16 protein-coding genes and 1 other annotated feature are annotated in these 17483 nt (G+C 41.6%); of the genes, 12 read left to right on the top strand and 4 right to left on the bottom strand.

Features of this window, described 5'->3' with window-relative positions; all coding sequences use genetic code 11:
• Positions 1-3 precede the first annotated feature (3 nt).
• From hisH to hisIE, 4 genes are all read left to right on the top strand, one after another.
• Positions 4-633 carry an imidazole glycerol phosphate synthase subunit HisH gene (gene hisH, locus E4K68_RS05795; RefSeq protein WP_135378007.1) on the top strand — a complete coding sequence of 210 codons (630 nt, stop codon included), beginning with the start codon at positions 4-6 and terminating at the stop codon, positions 631-633.
• On the top strand, positions 611-1339 hold the full coding sequence (gene hisA, locus E4K68_RS05790) for a 1-(5-phosphoribosyl)-5-[(5-phosphoribosylamino)methylideneamino]imidazole-4-carboxamide isomerase (RefSeq protein ID WP_135378132.1): 729 nt from the start codon (positions 611-613) through the stop codon (positions 1337-1339). Before hisH ends, hisA begins: the two co-directional genes overlap by 23 nt.
• 85 nt (positions 1340-1424) lie before the next feature.
• On the top strand, positions 1425-2189 hold the full coding sequence (gene hisF, locus E4K68_RS05785; RefSeq protein WP_135378006.1) for an imidazole glycerol phosphate synthase subunit HisF: 765 nt from the start codon (positions 1425-1427) through the stop codon (positions 2187-2189).
• Positions 2190-2233: 44 nt separating this feature from the next.
• Positions 2234-2905 carry a bifunctional phosphoribosyl-AMP cyclohydrolase/phosphoribosyl-ATP diphosphatase HisIE gene (gene hisIE / locus E4K68_RS05780; protein ID WP_135378005.1) on the top strand — a complete coding sequence of 224 codons (672 nt, stop codon included), beginning with the start codon at positions 2234-2236 and terminating at the stop codon, positions 2903-2905.
• Positions 2906-2961: 56 nt separating this feature from the next.
• Here hisIE and E4K68_RS05775 read toward each other — a convergent pair whose 3' ends face one another.
• Entirely contained in the window at positions 2962-3507 is a 546-nt protein-coding gene (locus E4K68_RS05775) for a transcription repressor NadR (protein WP_135378004.1), read from the bottom strand.
• 170 nt (positions 3508-3677) lie between these two features.
• Between E4K68_RS05775 and E4K68_RS05770 the strand changes: the two genes are divergently transcribed.
• Positions 3678-5039: an MFS transporter gene (locus E4K68_RS05770; protein ID WP_135378003.1), complete on the top strand. Its 1362-nt coding sequence runs from the start codon at positions 3678-3680 to the stop codon at positions 5037-5039.
• Positions 5040-5622: 583 nt separating this feature from the next.
• Here the strand turns inward: E4K68_RS05770 and E4K68_RS05765 are convergent.
• Positions 5623-6849, bottom strand: a complete 1227-nt coding sequence (locus E4K68_RS05765) for an NlpC/P60 family protein (protein ID WP_135378002.1) — start codon at positions 6847-6849, stop codon at positions 5623-5625.
• A 399-nt stretch (positions 6850-7248) separates the two neighbouring features.
• On the opposite strand from E4K68_RS05765, the gene E4K68_RS05760 reads away from it, so the two are divergent.
• A complete protein-coding gene (locus E4K68_RS05760; protein WP_135378001.1) occupies positions 7249-8034 on the top strand; it encodes an enoyl-CoA hydratase/isomerase family protein in 786 nt (261 codons plus the stop codon).
• A 223-nt stretch (positions 8035-8257) separates the two neighbouring features.
• Positions 8258-9223 carry an MBL fold metallo-hydrolase gene (locus E4K68_RS05755; RefSeq protein WP_135378000.1) on the top strand — a complete coding sequence of 322 codons (966 nt, stop codon included), beginning with the start codon at positions 8258-8260 and terminating at the stop codon, positions 9221-9223.
• A 360-nt stretch (positions 9224-9583) separates the two neighbouring features.
• Here the strand turns inward: E4K68_RS05755 and E4K68_RS05750 are convergent, their stop codons facing one another.
• Entirely contained in the window at positions 9584-10888 is a 1305-nt protein-coding gene (locus tag E4K68_RS05750; RefSeq protein ID WP_135377999.1) for an aminotransferase class I/II-fold pyridoxal phosphate-dependent enzyme, read from the bottom strand.
• 312 nt (positions 10889-11200) lie between these two features.
• Between E4K68_RS05750 and E4K68_RS05745 the strand changes: the two genes are divergently transcribed.
• Positions 11201-12337, top strand: a complete 1137-nt coding sequence (locus tag E4K68_RS05745) for a hypothetical protein (RefSeq protein ID WP_135377998.1) — start codon at positions 11201-11203, stop codon at positions 12335-12337.
• Between the two features lie 113 nt (positions 12338-12450).
• On the top strand, positions 12451-13116 hold the full coding sequence (locus E4K68_RS05740) for a CoA pyrophosphatase (protein ID WP_135377997.1): 666 nt from the start codon (positions 12451-12453) through the stop codon (positions 13114-13116).
• Here the strand turns inward: E4K68_RS05740 and E4K68_RS05735 are convergent.
• Positions 13103-13849 carry an epoxyqueuosine reductase gene (locus E4K68_RS05735; protein ID WP_243450272.1) on the bottom strand — a complete coding sequence of 249 codons (747 nt, stop codon included), beginning with the start codon at positions 13847-13849 and terminating at the stop codon, positions 13103-13105. The genes E4K68_RS05740 and E4K68_RS05735 overlap by 14 nt on opposite strands.
• 253 nt (positions 13850-14102) lie before the next feature.
• Positions 14103-14347, top strand: a binding site (T-box leader).
• A 120-nt stretch (positions 14348-14467) separates the two neighbouring features.
• On the opposite strand from E4K68_RS05735, the gene E4K68_RS05730 reads away from it, so the two are divergent.
• From E4K68_RS05730 to E4K68_RS05720, 3 genes are read left to right on the top strand one after another with little or no spacing between them, the layout of a single operon-like run.
• A complete protein-coding gene (locus tag E4K68_RS05730; protein ID WP_135377996.1) occupies positions 14468-15475 on the top strand; it encodes an ABC transporter substrate-binding protein in 1008 nt (335 codons plus the stop codon).
• A gap of 20 nt (positions 15476-15495) precedes the next feature.
• On the top strand, positions 15496-16404 hold the full coding sequence (locus E4K68_RS05725) for an ABC transporter permease (protein ID WP_135377995.1): 909 nt from the start codon (positions 15496-15498) through the stop codon (positions 16402-16404).
• Between the two features lie 4 nt (positions 16405-16408).
• The gene (locus E4K68_RS05720; protein ID WP_135377994.1) at positions 16409-17203 is read left to right on the top strand and encodes an ATP-binding cassette domain-containing protein; all 795 of its coding nucleotides are present in this window, start codon (positions 16409-16411) and stop codon (positions 17201-17203) included.
• The last annotated feature ends 280 nt before the right edge of the window (positions 17204-17483 follow it).

Genomic DNA, 17483 nt, shown 5'->3' with positions numbered 1-17483 from the left:
AGAGTGATAGGTATTGTTGATTATGGACGTGGGAATTTAAGAAGCGTCGAAAAGGCGTTGGAAAAGGTCGGCTTTGCTGCTTCAATTATGACGTCACCGAAGGACCTGGATGGAGTGGATGGGCTGATTCTTCCGGGTGTTGGTGCCTTTGCTGATGCGATGGAAGCTTTAAACAGTGGAGGATGGATCGAGCCGATCATCCAATTTGCTCGTTCAGGTCGTCCTTTTCTTGGGATCTGCTTGGGAATGCAAGTGCTTTTTGAAGTGGGAGAAGAACATGGTGAGCATGCAGGGTTAGGACTATTAGCCGGTCGAGTTGTCAAATTTCCGCCTGGCGGAAAGGTTCCGCATATGGGCTGGAACAGCTTGAATCTAGAACAACCATCTCGTTTATTAGAAGGGATTCCCAACGAATCTTATTTTTATTTCGTCCATTCGTATTATGCAGTGCCTAGCGAAAAACGTGATATTATAGGGACGAGTGATTATGGGGTTGTTTTTCCGGCAGTTGTAGGTAAGAACAATATCTGGGGGGCTCAATTTCACCCTGAAAAATCAAGTCCATGGGGGTTGCAACTTCTGACGAATTTCGGAAAGTGGGTGAATGATGATGCTGCTCTTTCCAGCAATTGACTTAAAAGAAGGGAAAGCGGTACGTCTGTTACAGGGGCGGATGGAGGATTCTACGATTTATGCCGAGAACCCTGTTGAAGTGGCGAAGGACTTTGAAAAACAAGGTGCGGAGTACTTACATATCGTTGATCTGAACGGCGCGTTTTCCGGAAAACCTGTGAATGATGAAACAATCCGTAATATTGTAGGAAGTGTTTCCCTAAAGATTCAGGTAGGCGGGGGAATTCGGACGATGGAACGAATTACGGAACTATTAGAGCTAGGGGTCGAGAGGGTAATTCTTGGAACAATCGCCGTCAAAAACCCAGCATTAGTCGCTGAAGCAGCGCGACGGTATGGTAAAAAAGTCATTGTGGGCATTGATGCTAAGGAAGGCTTAGTCGCAGTTCAAGGATGGGCAGAAACGACTGAAATGCGTGCCATTGACCTAGGCAAGGCCATGAAAGCTGTGGGAATCCAGAGCGTGGTCTTTACAGATATTGCAAGAGATGGAATGCTCCAGGGACCGAACATTGAGAGCACAGTTCAGATGGCTCAGGAAACGGGCCTGGCTGTAATCGCTTCTGGCGGGATCTCCACCTTAGCTGATCTTCGTAACTTGCAAGTTGAAGTCTTAAAGGGAGTTTCGATAGAAGGGGCCATTACGGGAAAAGCACTTTATAGTGGAGCTTTTACCTTAAAGGAAGCGTTAGAGGCCGCTCGTTAGATGTTGAACGAAAGAGAACGTTTGGTAGGCGGTAACCTATTTAGCATTGGTACAGTTCTTAGTTAGGATAAAGGAGCGGAATGACATGTTAAGTAAGCGGATCATTCCCTGTTTAGACGTTCACGATGGGCGTGTGGTCAAGGGGACCAATTTTGTGCAGTTGCGTGATGCAGGGGATCCGGTGGAATTGGCAGCTCTTTATGATAAAGAGGGTGCTGATGAGTTGATTTTCCTGGATATAACCGCGTCATCAGATAAGCGAGATACTATGGTTGAAGTAGTCCGACGAACGGCTGAACAGGTCTTTATCCCTTTTACGATCGGGGGCGGGCTGCGGACTATCGAGGATATTCGAAGAATGCTTAGGGCAGGAGCGGACAAGGTTTCGCTCAACACTTCGGCTGTTCAGAACCCACGACTTATTCAAGAAGGGGCACATGCCTTCGGAAGCCAGTGCATAGTGGTCGCTATCGATGCCCGAAGCACGTCGCCGGGTAAATGGGAAGTGTATATTCACGGAGGAAGAACGGCGACGGGGAAAGATGTCTTAGAGTGGGCCGCGGAGGCGGAAGAGTTAGGTGCAGGAGAGATCCTTCTAACTTCCATGGACAGAGATGGAACTAAGGTGGGCTATGAACTAGACCTGACCAGGGCTGTGAGCCGCGCTGTATCACTGCCTGTTATAGCGAGCGGTGGGGTAGGCACTTTAGAACATTTGGCTGAAGGCCTAACCCTTGGTGAAGCGGACGCCGTTTTAGCGGCGTCAATCTTTCACTACAAAGAATATAGCATAGAGGAAGCTAAACGCTATCTAGCAGAGCGGGGGATTTTAGTTCGGAGACTTGTATGACATAGCGCTAGCGATAGATGATGGACAGGAAGGTAGAGATACGTATGGATGCAACTATGATAGAAACTGTAGACTTAAAAGGAATACGTTGGGATGCTCAAGGTTTGGTTCCCGCAATTGTTCAGGATGTGGAGACTAAAGAGGTCTTAATGCTGGCCTATATGAACGAAGAATCTTTGCGTAGGACTTTGCGCGAGCGTAAGGCTTGTTATTTCAGCCGGAGTCGGCAATCTCTGTGGCTAAAAGGAGAAACCTCTGGCCATTTCCAAGAGATCGTTGACATCAAGTTTGATTGTGATCAAGATGCACTTCTGTTGACGGTGAAACAGACAGGGATGGCTTGCCATGAAAACTATTTCTCTTGTTTTCATTATGATTTGACGAACCAAGGGTTTGAGGCCATTGGGGAACCCGAAGTAAGGACTGAACCGGCCCTGGGAAGAACTTTAGAGCTGTTGACCGAGGTGATTCATTCCCGGAATCTTGAACGACCGGAAGGAGCTTATACGACCTATCTATTCGAAAAGGGGATTGATAAGATCCTCAAAAAGGTCGGCGAAGAAAGTGCTGAAGTGATTATCGCTGCCAAGAATGCCGATCCTGATGAACTGAGATGTGAAGTATCTGATTTGTTTTATCATGTCTTAGTGATGCTTGAAGAGCGCGGAGTTGGGATTGAAGAAGTTGGTAGGGAACTGCTTAAACGACGGAAATAGAGGCGGATTTAATAGAAACAAGGCTGGAAGTAATATTGCTTCCAGCCTTGTTTCTATTAAATCGTCTTTGGATCAAGCAAAAATCCTTCATGGGTAAGAGCATCACAAACTTCGTTTAATACCTCTTCAGTTGCGGCCTCTATCGTATGAAGATGGAGGCCACCAGTTAGAGAGGACAGTAAATGAGCATCATTTTCTGCCATTTGAGCTATGAACTTTTTGACATCAAGACGGCTTTTGAGTTTAAGGGGTCGAAAAATTTTGCCATAAACCGAATGTTCAACCCCGACGTCGAGCACACTAACCCCATGATCTACCAAGATATTTAGTTCCTTTTCTGTGTCTGCTGGAGCATGGCGACTGTAGATGATTCTCTGCATACCTTTGGCACGAATATCCGTGAAATAGAGATATCCTTGCGGAGTGGCGATGACCGGTTGCTCAGATGCTCTGAGAAGGGCCATATCTTGAACAATAACCTGACGACTCACTCCTGTGAGTTTGGCTAAGGAGGCGGCTTTGACTGGTTCTTTGCGGTTCTTTAAGATGTTTAATAAGTATTCCCGGCGTTCCCGACCGGATTGTCCTTCTTTTTGTGTCATTGACGATCACCTACTTTGAGATGATTTTAATACGAACTTTAAGAGATTGTCAAACTGGTGTCTTGACACATGTATAGTCATCATGGTAAAACAAGATAGACAAGCAAGGATTTGGACTAAAGGTTCCTGTAATTATTGAGAAAGAGAGAGAAATAGAAAAGGAGCAAGTTATGAAGATTAGTGAACGATTGGAGCAAATGCCTGTTTCAAAATTTCATTACGTTCTACTTTTCACGGCAGGTTTAGGCTGGATGTTTGATTCCATGGATACTGGTATTGTGTCTTTTGTCCTGCCAGTGTTGATGAAAGAGTGGCATTTAAGCCCAGAACAAGTGGGGAATATCGGGAGCATAGGTCTACTCGGCATGGCGATTGGGGCCATTATTGCCGGAACGATTGCGGACAGAATTGGCCGTAGAAAGGTTTTTGCATTTACACTACTGACTTATAGTATAGCAACTGGATTATGCGGACTTTCTTGGAATCTTACGTCTCTGCTATTTTTTCGCTTTATAGTGGGGTTTGGTTTGGGTGGACAACTTCCTGTTGTCGTTACCCTGGTTAGTGAATTTTCACCAGTCAAACATCGGGGGAAATTTCTGGTCTTGCTTGAGAGTTTCTGGGCCTTCGGTTGGTTGCTCGCAGCTATTATTTCATACATGATTATTCCCAAGTTTGGTTGGCCACTCGCGTTTTTTATTGGTTTTTTGCCAGCTCTTTATATCTTGTTTTTATGGCGGATGATCCCAGAGTCCCCGCGCTATCTTGAAAGTAAAGGGCGCGTAGAGGAAGCGGAAGCCATCGTAGCAAAAATTGAACGGGAAAGTGGAATTGTAGCAAATGTGCGTGTAAATAAAACAATGCAAAAGAATCACGTAACGCCGGTAGTCCAAGCTGATAATGCGAAGTTCAGTGAGCTATTTTCACGTCCTCTTTTACGTCGAACTGTTTTCCTCTGGCTTTTATGGTTTGGGATCGTCTTTTCGTATTATGGGATTTTTACCTGGCTTCCTTCACTTTTAGCTCTCAAAGGCTTCTCCCTAACAAAGAGTTTTAGTTATGTCATTATTATGACGCTCGCCCAGATTCCTGGTTACTTCAGTGCTGCTTATTTCGTCGATCGGATTGGACGAAAGCCGACCCTTGCATTATATGTCTTAGGAACGGCGGTTACCGCTTACTTCTTTGGTCAAGGAAACACAGCGGTCGTCATTCTTAGCATGGGATCATTGATGTCATTCTTTAACCTAGGGGCTTGGGGGATCCTTTACACCTACACCCCTGAACTTTATCCGACTCGTACGCGGGCAACGGGTTCAGGTTGGGCGGCAGGTTTCGGGCGCATCGGAGGCATTTTGGCACCCATCGCAGTTGGGAAGATGATCGGGAAATATCAGATGGGAACACAATCAGTTTTTATCCTCTTCGCTCTCGTTTTAGTGGCTGTCGTGTTCAATGTTCTTATTTTGGGAGAAGAGACAAAAGGACAGTCCTTAGAGGAACTTACTACTAAAGTTCAATCTCGTGTTTAAAATGCTGAGGCGCTTGACAAGAGTATGTCGCATAGCAAAGCCGCTGGAGTTATAGGCTCAGCGGCTTTTGCTATGCGACATACTGAATTTGATTTTACTATCCTTTTTAAGCTTCCCTAATAAAGGGACCTATTTATGATGCGTTGGCTCTTAAAACTCATGTTATGCGAAGAAATTATTTAGTAAGGAGAGCCCGTATGGATCTGCTTAAAATGCCTGGTGTTGTTTACTGCGAATTTAAAAAAATGCATATATTACGGCAAGGAGAAAAGGTGGATTCCATATACTATTTAGTCAAAGGTACTTGATGTTAGGCTTTGTACTCAATGATGTTCCAAAAAATGTAGACGGTGTAGAAATCGTAAAATTAGATTTTGATGTAAATAAGGAAGCGGTAGAAAAATAAAGTGTAAAAGGCTATCTTGATAAATGGTTAAGAAGTAGAGCGATTGAAAGGATTGCAGCAAAAACCAACTATTCTTAGAATGGTCGAAGGATGATAGAGAGCACCCAACTTTAAACGAATAAATCAAAGGAGGCAATCACTTGGTGATGCCTCCCTTTTTCGGTCGGGTGTCATTGATTATTGTGCGATCACGCGTCTTGCACCATAATACCTACTAGACCAATATTGACTATTAATGCTAGCGTAGGAAACACCACTATTTGACGAGTTAATCATTATCCCATTACCGACATAAATACCAACGTGAGAGGGACCCGCCTGATATGTCGAAAAGAAAACTAAATCTCCAGCCTGTAAGTTATCTCTCGACACACTTTGTCCTTCATTATATTGATCCCAAGTTACCCTATTAAGCTTGATCCCAAAGTGTCCGTAGACATACTGTACATAGCTCGAACAATCAAATTGCGGGTAAGTTCCGCCCCAAGTATAGGGTACCCCGAGAAACGTAGATGCAAAGGATAGTAACTGCCCTACTTGTCCATCCATTTTAACAGGCATGTTCAATGTTCCTTGCGAACTATCGGAAGCTAGCTGTGAGGCCAGTATTTGCTGATACTTTGCTTGATTAGCTAGTTGAGCTTGCATTTGTTCGGCGGCAATTAGGCGCTCAGACTCACTCATGGTTTGCTGACCTCGGCTCTGCGTCTGCATGGTCTGAGATGAATCGTTAGTCATTAATTTTAAGAACTCATTCTGCTTTGCTAGTGCTACACTGAGACCGTCTAAAAGTTGTTGCTTAGACGTTACTTCATCCGTTAGTTTTGTAGTTTCAGCTTGTTCCAAGCTGTGTTTTGTGTTGATTGAATCAGAATTCGCGGCTATCTTGGCTCTAAGATCTCTATAGTAGCTAAGAATTGTATCAACATAGTTATATCTATTTATCAAGTCACCTACGCTTGTCGAACTAACCAACCAACTCACATACGTTAAAACGGGAGTGTCCCCGTCAGTGTACAGATCTTTGACGTAGCTCCCCAGAGTTTCTGTGTCTTTTTTCTGCTCATCAGCTAACCTTTGTTGCTCCGCTTCTAAATCTGCTATGGTTTTTTTGTGTTGCTCTATCGTTAAGTTATCCTGATCAATAGCGCCTTTCAATACATCAATGGATTCTTGGATTGATTGCGCCTGAGTTATTGCTGTGGCTTCCAGTTGTAGTTGTAAATTGGCTTCATCTTGGAAAGAAAGCGGTTTGTTCTCCAAAACACTGAGGTTATCATAAGGTGCGGTTGCATAAACAGGTTTTATGGATGAACAAATTAATATTAGTACAAATATGCTCAAATAAGCGCTCCGAGTTATAAAAACTCCCGCTTTACTGAGCTTTTTAACAGACCGAACCATATTACCTTTATTCCTCCTTAGCCAAACTTAGCAAACAACAGATAATTCCTCTCGCTTAGTTAGACTAACAGAGAATTACAAAACATACAATGGAACTATCTTCCCTAGACTAGGTTTGGGTTAACTACATTGGTTGGTTTTGGAGTTGTATATTAACAATAAATTAAACTTTGAATGTTATATTGTGTGTTAGATTCTGAAAATCCAGCTAAAAACATCTAATAGGGCTGTTCAACCGGATATGTTTCTGGAAAATAAACGGAATTGGTTTTCTGACATCAAAATAGAGGAATATATTAAGTTGTGGCGAATTCCAAATTATATGGATGAATAATCATTCATATAATTTGGAGAGAAGAGCAAGTTGAAAAAGTTAGTCTAGGGGAAAGGCGGGAGATTATGAATTGGGAAACTCTTAAACTCGACATTATGGACACTGGGGTGGCTGTACTTACGTTTAATCGCCCTGATACAATGAATTCTGTCAATGATCAGTTCTGTAATGATGTTCAGGCTGCTTGTAAGGAAACTTCTGAGAATGATGCGGTTAAAGTTGTGGTAATTACCGGTTCTGGTAAGGGGTGGTCTAGTGGGGGAGATATTTCTATGTTAGCTTCAATAAAGGATCCTATTAGTGCCAAAACTACCTATGATGCTGCTGGCGAGCTTGTAAAGGCAATATATGAAGTAAAAAAACCAGTGATAGCGGCGCTAAATGGAGTGGTAGCCGGTGCTTCTGTAGCTGCATGTATGGCTTGCGATCTGATTATTGCCTCTGAAAAAGCTCGCATAGGCTTTACCTTTATGCAATTGGCCTTTTGCCCGGATAGTGGGACATCGCATTTTTTAATTCAAAAGGTCGGATATCATAAGGCGTTAGAACTACTGTGGTTTGGTAAAATCCTTGACGCAGAAGAAGCGGAGAAACTGGGATTACTAAATAAGGTAGTACCGCATAAAGAGTGTCTGCCGGAGGCGATAAGATGGGCAGAGAAGCTGGCTATGCAGCCCTTGATGGCAGTGGGTCTAGATAAGAAACTATTGCGCGCGGCCTGGAAAAATGATTATTATCAACAAACTGAGCTGGAGGCTTTGTATCAGATATTAACCTGGTCCTCGGATGATTTTAAAGAAGGCTGTAGGGCATTTGCGGAGAAACGTAAACCGGAATTTAGGAATACATAGACATTGTGAAAGGCAATAACTTCCAGTACATTAGCGTTCTATGGGTATAAATATCAGAAGTTTTAGTTAATAAGAGAGAAGGAATATATTCAGTTATTAGAGAAATATCAGAGTATAGGAAAGTGATGAGATTTTTGTGCTCCAATGCACAGGACTAGAACTTACTCTGAGATATTATGTGATTCAAATTTATATAGCAGTTTGTTAAAATGGGGGAATTACTATGATTGTAGAAGTTTATCCTGGTATTTTTAAGAATGAAATCCCTTTGCCGAAGAATCCCTTAAGAGCTATCAATAGTTATATCATCATATCAAAAAGTAGGAATTTAATCATTGATACAGGATTCAACACTGCGGAATGTCAGGCTGAGTTAATGAGGGGTCTAAATGAACTAAATATTGATCTTAATAAGACCGATCTACTGATTACACATATGCATGTTGATCACTCCGGTCTAGCTCCATTTCTTAAGAAGCAGGGGGTACAAACGATTTATTTCAGTCAAGTTGATGGAGAACTGTTAAATCAAACGTCCAAAAGAGATAGCTTCTATAAATCAGTTAATCAAATCTTGGGCTTTAATGATGAGAATACCCAGAAATTCGGCAAGGAGTTCGGGGCTAGGCAGACCGAGCCTCTTGAATTCACTCCTTTGGTTGAAGGGAACGAAATAGTCTTAGAAAACTATTGCTTTGAAGTTGTGAATATCCCCGGTCATACGCCAGGGCATTTAGGTTTGTATGAAAGAAACCATCGGCTGTTTTTTTGCGGAGATCATATATTGGATCAAATAACTCCGAATATAACATTCTGGGGATTTGATCAGGACATTTTAGCTACTTATTTTGATAGCTTAAACAAGGTATACGAGTATGAAATCGACTATTTATTTACAGCGCACAGAAAAATCATTAGAGATCACCAAAAAAGAATTACAGAACTTCTGGGTCATCATGATGAGCGGCTCAAAGAGATTCTGAGTATTTTAAGAGATGGCAAAAAGACCCCTATAGAAATGGCAGCTTCTATGCACTGGGATTTAAGTCATAAGAAGTGGGATGATTTCCCTCACCCTCAAAAGTGGTTTGCGTCCGGCGAAGCACTTTCTCATTTGGAGCATTTGGTACATATTGGACTTGTTAATCGAATAGATGAGACCGGCATGCTCCTTTATGGGCTTAAATGAAGATTCCGTTTGTCGATGATTCTAAACTGCGGTTTTTAGATTTTTGTTATTTGGCCGTAAAAGTTGCCGCGAATTGTTCGAAGTAGGAGGGAAAAACATAGTCGCATAATATTAACTTTTAAGGAGGTAGCAACAGTGCTGGAAATGAATGATTAAGTGAAAAAGTAGGAGTAGTGGCTATCGGGAAGGTGTTATAGTCATTTACAACTATAATTCTTCGGTAAAAGCGGAATTATCTTTAGAAGTTAAGAAAGCAATCGAAGAAACGGAAAAAGGCAATGTACAGAGTATTATCGCATAAGGGAATGAGAAACAAACCGTTCAAATAAACAACTTTGCTCACCTCAATAAATAAAGTTGCTATTTGATCGTTTTGTCCAATAAGTCCTGACATCCTTGATAAATGATATCAAAAAGATCGTTTAATTTCTGTTCCTCAACACACGAGTATGCTACGCGCACGTCGTTTTCCCCAAGTGCAATAACTCCCACACCATATTGTTCAAGCAGGTGCATGCGCAAGGCTTCTGCCTTCACTCCCTTGAGTCTAAGACACATGAAGTATCCGGAATTAAATGGATAGTAATCCCAGGCGTCGCTATAGGCTCCATGATCGAGTATCTGTTTAACTTTAGTAGCACGGTTCTTTAAGAGTTCAAATTTCTTTTTTTTCTGGATTTGAAAATCGGTCGATCGAAGGGCATTCAATACGAACGTTTGTGCAGGGTGAGAAGCACTGGAAATTGTTCCTCGAATAATACCTAAAGTCTTTTTTTCCAAGGCATTTAATATCGCTGAATGTTCACAAGCGTAGGTAATGAAGCCGACTCGAAAGCCCCATACATAGTCCTCTTTTGTAGCACCATCTACTTTGATGGCCAAGATTCTAGGATGACTATTAGCGATCCTGGCAAACAGTGATTCTTTAATCGAGTTCTCATAGAATAAACCGAAATAGGCATCATCGGTCACGACGACTAAGTTCATTCCCTGTTGGGCGACTTCTTGCAGGGCATTAACGATTGCCGTTGCTTCTTGTTCATTGGGCGTATACCCTGTGGGGTTATTTGGGAAATTGAGAACTAGGATTGCCTTTCCATGGTCTTTTCTGGAAAGTAAGGCCTCTTTCATGCCCACCGTATTAAAGCCTCCTTTCTCTGAATAGAAAGGGAAGGTGACACTTTTTGCGCCTCTGCGAACCCCAAAGATAAGGTTGTAATTACCCCATAACTTGTCAGGTAAGACCAAAGGGTCGTTTTTATCTATAAATAAATCTGCAACAATACTTAAGCCATGGGTTAACGCATTGGTAACAATGGGATTACTAAAGGATTTATTCTTTAAAGAAGGGCTTTCCTTTAACAGCTTTTCTCGCCAAAGCTCTCTCAGCTCAGGCTTTCCTGCAGGGGGGGCATAGGGATAGAGGTCCTTAGGATCGTAATTGGATAATGTTTCTTGGATTACCGGTAAGAACATCGGGAGATCTTCTTCAGTCGCAATTCCTATCGTTGCGTTAAAACGATAAGCCTTCTGCTTAGCCTCCGAACTTTGAGATAAGATCCCCTTTGGATAGTACAAATTCTTTCCGAGATCGGATAATAAGTCATAAATATGGGGATTTTCTTGTTGAATTTGGCGATTCAAGTCTTGGGCAATCTCATTCATGAATCTTTCTCCCTTGCTCTATTATCATTGCGTTTTTTGTTTTCTGTTTAGTTATGCAACTAGATTCTACACTAAAGTAGTTATTTCCTCCACAAATTAACCCTAAGTAGGTTGATGAAGCTATGTATACAATTCCTTACTATGCATATTATGAATCTCCGCCGCCTCCAACGCAAGGTCTCCTCATAGAGATTTAGTATTTTTAGAGACCCAGTGCGCCCCCACAACCCCATCAAAGCAGGGCGTGGAATTCAATACTTACAAAATCGGATCTTCGAAGTGGATAAAAGGAACAGGAAGGCAGGAGGAAATGTGGCAACGATTATTTATTCCGAGAAATTAACGGATAGAGAAGGAAGTCAAATAACGAGTGAGATATTGAAAGAAGTTTTCAAAGATGCAATTAGAATTAACAAAAGACTGTCATCAAATCATAATAGAGTAGCCTTTTTTTTTATCGATCCACTCTTGGAAAATTTCGAAGCGGCTAATAACTTCTATTTTGGAATAATGGGATGCCAATCTATGGAAAAGATAAATACCTATAAAAGTGGAGCAGGCCCTGTGCAAGCACTTTTTGATGCGAAAGAGCTTATTAATCATAATTTGTATGATGCAGTTTTCATTTTTGGTTACGAACCGTTGCTTAAAAATAAACATTTCTATGGAAAAGATGTCATAAAACAAGCTATGGATATATTTAACGGTAGGAGTATTTTGGAGTGCTACAATCTTATATCACATAGGATGTGCGAAGAGATGGGAATTTCTAAAGAACTTTTTTTCCAACTAACGGATGGTCTTTACAGGAACTATCTGAAAACATATGCAAAAAATTTGAACGAAGAGGTTCCTTATGTCAGAGGCAGATTGCTGGATGATCTAAATGGGGATTTATTCAGAATCACTGACTGTGCCAATCCTAATATTGATTTTGCGGGTGGTATTATTATTGTCAATGATAAAACAGCTGATTCGTTGAATATCAAGAATGAAAAAGTAAAAGTATCAGGTGTAAAATACAATATGGTCGAAGGAATACCTGGAAATATCAGAGAAATAGTTGGTAATCAAGATGGGATATTTTCGCATCTAAGGAATGCATTTTTAGAGGCACAACACCAAGCGAAAATTAATGTTATAAAAGAATTTAGAAATAGTAATTTACTCTTAGAACTATATACATGTTATCCTCCTATTCCTTTGGCGTTCTTATTAACAACAAAGATGGTTGGAAGTATAAGGGAATTGCCGCAATTTTTATCAAGCTATGAAATTACTATTACAGGAGGTATGAACTTTGCGAGAGCCCCCTGGAATAACCCTGCGTTAAACGGTTTAATTGAAATGTGCAAAACAATGAATAAAGGAAATGTGAAATATGGATTAGTTCACGGTAATGGTGGAATAGGAGAAGTACAAGGAGTAGCAATTCTAGAAAGGGTGTAGGTAAACTTAATACTCCGTTATGAAGAAATATTATCAATGTTTCCGGTAATTGTAATGGTAAATAAGCTTGAAAAGAAAGATGATCATATGAAAAGGAAACGTGGTGTAAAACTATGAATAAATCTGTTATAAATGGTTTAAGAGAGAAGTTACCAATCGTGCCCGGTGTTAGTGGAAAAGAAGAATATTTCAATGCGGCTGTTCTAGTGCTGCTAATTCTGGTTAATGAAGAATATCATTTCGTCTTTCAAAAAAGAGCAGCAACGATAAGACAAGCGGGAGAAATTTGTTTTCCCGGTGGGAAATTTGATCCTGATAAAGATACTGATTTCCGAGAAACAGCCATAAGAGAGACCACAGAAGAGTTAGGGGTTGCCGCAGAGAAGATAAGCATTATTGGTACGCTTGATACTGTGATTGCAAACATGGGGGCCACGGTAGATGCATTTTTAGGTCTAATAGATATAGAGAGCTTGGATGATTTGCAAATAAGTCCTGATGAGGTTGAGAGAGTTTTTACGATTCCTGTGTCATATTTTGAGGACACTGAACCAGAGATTTATAAGGTGAATATTATTGTTCATCCTTCATACATCAATCAGACAGGGGAAGAAGTTGTCATTTTTCCTGCAAAAGAATTAGGATTACCAGAACGGTATACTGAACCATGGGGAAATATTACGAGCAATGTTTTTGTGTATAGAGTTGAAGAAGTAACAATATGGGGAATAACAGCTAGATTAATTAGGGATGTTATCGCAAAAATTAAATGTGTGTAGCACAGGGTCCCATCGCGCACTTGCCGCAAACATCGCATAATCCTAATTCGGGAAATTGCTTATCCACGTCAAGTAATTGAGAATAACATCGTTGCTTGTCCAGCCCATGGATAGTTAAGGCTCCAGTAGGACAGTTCTTAACACAGAAAAGACAATTGGAATCTCTTTTATAGTGACAGCTCTCACGGGATGGTCGTGGAGTTGGTGTAATTTCAGCCGAAATGACGGCACTGCAAAAACGACCGGCGCATCCAGATTCGGTAATAAGCAATTGGTTAACTCCGAAGGTACCTAACCCTGCAACATAGGCCATGCTTTTATGTGACCAAACGGCAGTTAGATCCTGTTCATTAAAATTATGAGTTGCCTTTTGAGTCGCTACATTTATTCCATAAGTAGCCAGTTCTTTTTTTAGTTCTATGCTAATTGTTTCGATTAGTTGGTTCGTTTCAATATAAGCCACAGCCCATTCTGAAGCTATTTGTGAACTTTTTCGATTAGCAGTTATGATTGATTTGGCGAAAGGGATGAAGAAGGCTATAACCGTTTGAGCATCAGGGAGGAGGTCGGATGGATGCAAATGATGGGGGCCTATGATTTCCTTCATTTGTGCAAATAATGGGTCATGAGCGGAGGCAAATCCAACAAGAGGCTTTCGATATTGGGTAATCATCTGTGACGTTACAATTTGGTGATTGATTAATCTTGTGATTTTTTCAGCTAAGGTTAGCAAAATTCCATCTCCTATCGTAAATGTAATTTTCTCTTAATTTTATCATAGTTACTATAAAGTAGAGGTATCAATGACTAAATTTTTGACGGAAACACTTCATCGCGCCAATAATCATTTAGAAAAGGAAAGGGTAGCGGCCTTGGCATACATAAACTGACTAGGTATCAAAGATAGAGAACGTAGTACGGATAATGCAGAAGCTTGCAATCACAAAATTTGGTCTTGAAATTCGTTGGATGGAGTGCTATGATTATGTAAACCGTTGAAGGGGAAGTAAAACCGCAAGACCAGCCTCAAAGAGAGTCGAGTAAGGTGGAAGCTCGGCAGGTAACGGAGCGGGTAAATGGGCCTCTGAGGGTGGAGCGAAAAAGCTTAGACTTTAGTAGCTATCAACGCAAAGCCAGCGTTATTGGGCTAAGGGTGTGTTGGCACTCTGCATGAGAGGATGCATTTATGCATCAACTAAGGTGGTACCGCAGATTAACGTCTGTCCTTATTTTTAAGGATAGGCGTTTTATTTTTGTATCCACCCTTCGTTCCATTCATTATTGCGGATAAATGGAATGTGCAGAGAAGGAAACCCTCAAATTTTTTAATTAGAATGGGGAGGTATCTTCTATGAAAAAACGATTGGCGGTAATCATCTCAGCTCTAATGACCTTGACCTTAGTGTTTTCCTTAACGGCTTGTGCACCTAATAAGGTAGCAGACACCAGTAAACCATCCGTAGCGAAGAAGAAAATAGGGATTGTTCAAATTGTGGAACATCCTTCGCTGAACACGATTAGAGAGTCTCTAATCAAGGAATTACAGGCTAAGGGATTTAAAGACGGCGAAAACATTACGATCGACTATCAGAATGCCCAAGGTGACCAAACAAATCTGAAAACGATTGCTCAAAAATTCGCAAGTAATAAATATGATCTTATTGTTGCAATTGCTACCCCTTCGGCGCAGGCCGTTGTGAATGAAACCAAAGACATACCCATTCTTTTCTCGGCGTGTACTGATCCCTTGGGATCTGGTTTGGTGACCAATATGGAAAAACCAGGTGCCAATGTCACGGGTACATCGGATGCTGTCTCTGCAGAAAAAATTATGGGACTTGCCAAACGTATTACTCCAGATATCAAAAGAATCGGTGCAATATACAACTCCAGTGAAACCAATTCTGTATCCGTAATCAATAACTTAAAGGACTATGCAAAGAAAAACAATATGTCGGTAGTTGAAGCGACCGTCACAAACTCCTCGGACGTCCAGCAGTCAGTCACGTCTCTGGTAGGCAAAGTCGATGCTATCTTCTCGCCCATTGATAACACGGTAGCCTCAGCAATGCCAGTCGTGACGCAAGTGGCTAATAAAGCTAAACTACCTGTTTATGTTGGAGCGGATTCCATGGTTAAAGATGGAGGGCTTGCCACCTACGGAATTAATTATGATGTCTTAGGAAAAGAGACGGGAGATATGGCCGTGGAAATATTGAACGGTAAGAAAGCCGGGGATATTCCAGTGAAAACCATGAAAGATATGGATATTTACCTTAATAAGAGCACGGCGAAGGAAATCGGAATCAATTTCTCCGACGATGTCTTGAAATCTGCAACTCAAGTTTTTGGAAATTAAGGAAATAAGAGGTTTAAGTGATGACCTTCATGGTGTTACAGGGTTCCTTTGAACTAGGAATAATCTATGCAATCATGGCCCTAGGGGTTTTTATATCCTTTAGAACGCTCAATATGCCTGACCTGAGTGTGGACGGCAGTTTTGTCCTTGGAGCTGCGGTTTCTGCTGTCATGAGTAGCAACGGACATCCGTTTCTTAGCTTGGGAATCGCATTTTTGGCGGGATGTGGAGCAGGGTGTATCACGGCATTACTCCATACCAAATTAAAGATTCAGCCACTTTTAGCAGGAATCCTGACCATGTTGGCTCTCTATTCTTTGAACTTGAAGGTGATGGGGGGCAGAGCCAACATCCCCCTGATGAATAAGGCAACAGTTTTCAATGTCTTAGAGAAAACTGCCCTTGGTGATTATAGCAAGTTAATTTTCTCGTTGGCAGTGTTATTATTAATGCTCCTATTGCTATTCCTCTTTCTAAACACGAGACTTGGGTTTGTTTTAAGAGCAACGGGTGACAATGACCATATGGTAAGAGCGCTAGGCGTTAATACGGATTCAGTGATTCTCATGGGGTTGGCTCTTTCTAATGGATTAGTGGCCTTGTCCGGTGCGCTGATAGCTCAGTCTCAATCGTTCGTGGATGTTGGTATGGGGATTGGTATGGTCGTGATCGGGCTGGCCTCAGTGATTATTGGGGAAGTGGTTTTTGGCACAAAGACTCTGCTTAGAAGGCTTATCGCGGTCGTTCTGGGGTCCATTCTTTATCGATTGATTATCGCCTTTGCACTTGAAATCGGAATGCCCCCGACAGATTTAAAGCTTGTTTCAGCGGTTATTGTTGCCTTGGCAATGGCTATGCCCATCATTAAGAAGCGCCTTTCTGTTGTGAAGCGGAAGTTAACGGTGACACATCATGAAAGGAGCAAATAACCTGATGCTTAGAGTAGAAGCGTTACGTAAGACGTTTGGTCAAGGAAGCAACAATGAAAAAGTGGCTCTTGATGAAGTCAACCTAGCCCTGCAAGAAGGGGAATTTGTGACGATTATCGGAGGCAATGGTGCCGGGAAATCCACACTGCTTAACTGTATCTCTGGGGTATATGAAATAGATGAGGGTAAGATTATCATAAATTCGGTGGATATGACATTCGATCCAGAGTTTAAACGCTCCAAACATATCGGGAGGGTGTTTCAAGATCCATTGAGGGGAACGGCCTATGATATGACAATCGAAGAAAACTTAGCCATCGCTTTTGCCAAGGGGAAATCGGTGGGTTTAAGTCCAGGGGTGACGAAAAAGGATACTATCCATTTCAAGGAGCGACTAAAGCTCCTTGATCTGGGTCTTGAGAATCGAATCAAGCAGAAGGTAGGACTCCTTTCTGGTGGACAGCGGCAAGCCCTTACGCTTTTGATGGCGACGATTGTAAAACCTAAGCTTTTGCTTCTTGACGAACACACAGCAGCCCTCGATCCGACAATTGCACGGAAGGTCTTGGATTTGACTCGTAAAATTGTCTCTGAGGAGAAACTTTGTACATTAATGATCACCCATAATATGAAAGCTTCGTTGGAATTCGGGACAAGGACGATTATGATGCATGAAGGGAAAATCATCATGGATCTTCAAGGTCAGGAGAGAAGCAATATGACCGTGGATCGACTGATCGAGCAGTTTGAGAAAAAAAGCGGAGAAGAGCTTGATAATGACAGAATGCTTTTGAGTTAAATTTGTCTTGCAAGGTGCATATTGCGGGTCGAAACGGTTAATAATATGATCATAAGGGTACGTAATTGGTTGAGCCGAGATTTATATATGCTCTAATGGGTGTGTATGGGTGGGCTAAAGATTATGTTCAGGTGGTAAAACACTTGTATCTAGTCAGAGGGAAGATTTTTTATGGTGGGGAAAAGCTTTGATACAGTCTTACGATTGTTTTGGGGTTCAAACTTACCGTAAAGAATCGAGCTAAGATTTTTCAGGGTGTTGAAGGTTTCTTACCAACCAT

This window comes from Desulfosporosinus sp. Sb-LF, from assembly GCF_004766055.1.
In the GTDB taxonomy this organism is placed as follows: domain Bacteria; phylum Bacillota; class Desulfitobacteriia; order Desulfitobacteriales; family Desulfitobacteriaceae; genus Desulfosporosinus.
Note: the sequence above shows the minus strand (reverse complement) of the source record. Positions and strands in the feature narration are given on the sequence as shown.

Bases quoted from the DNA above. Each gene is read 5' to 3' on its own strand.
- E4K68_RS05730 (WP_135377996.1), top strand. From the start codon at position 14,468: ATGAAAAAACGATTGGCGGTAATCATCTCAGCTCTAATGACCTTGACC.
- E4K68_RS05770 (WP_135378003.1), top strand. From the start codon at position 3,678: ATGAAGATTAGTGAACGATTGGAGCAAATGCCTGTTTCAAAATTTCAT.
- E4K68_RS05760 (WP_135378001.1), top strand. From the start codon at position 7,249: ATGAATTGGGAAACTCTTAAACTCGACATTATGGACACTGGGGTGGCT.
- E4K68_RS05755 (WP_135378000.1), top strand. From the start codon at position 8,258: ATGATTGTAGAAGTTTATCCTGGTATTTTTAAGAATGAAATCCCTTTG.
- E4K68_RS05765 (WP_135378002.1), bottom strand. From the start codon at position 6,849: ATGGTTCGGTCTGTTAAAAAGCTCAGTAAAGCGGGAGTTTTTATAACT.
- E4K68_RS05740 (WP_135377997.1), top strand. From the start codon at position 12,451: ATGAATAAATCTGTTATAAATGGTTTAAGAGAGAAGTTACCAATCGTG.
- E4K68_RS05720 (WP_135377994.1), top strand. From the start codon at position 16,409: ATGCTTAGAGTAGAAGCGTTACGTAAGACGTTTGGTCAAGGAAGCAAC.
- E4K68_RS05775 (WP_135378004.1), bottom strand. From the start codon at position 3,507: ATGACACAAAAAGAAGGACAATCCGGTCGGGAACGCCGGGAATACTTA.
- E4K68_RS05725 (WP_135377995.1), top strand. From the start codon at position 15,496: ATGACCTTCATGGTGTTACAGGGTTCCTTTGAACTAGGAATAATCTAT.
- hisA (WP_135378132.1), top strand. From the start codon at position 611: ATGCTGCTCTTTCCAGCAATTGACTTAAAAGAAGGGAAAGCGGTACGT.
- hisF (WP_135378006.1), top strand. From the start codon at position 1,425: ATGTTAAGTAAGCGGATCATTCCCTGTTTAGACGTTCACGATGGGCGT.
- hisIE (WP_135378005.1), top strand. From the start codon at position 2,234: ATGGATGCAACTATGATAGAAACTGTAGACTTAAAAGGAATACGTTGG.
- E4K68_RS05750 (WP_135377999.1), bottom strand. From the start codon at position 10,888: ATGAATGAGATTGCCCAAGACTTGAATCGCCAAATTCAACAAGAAAAT.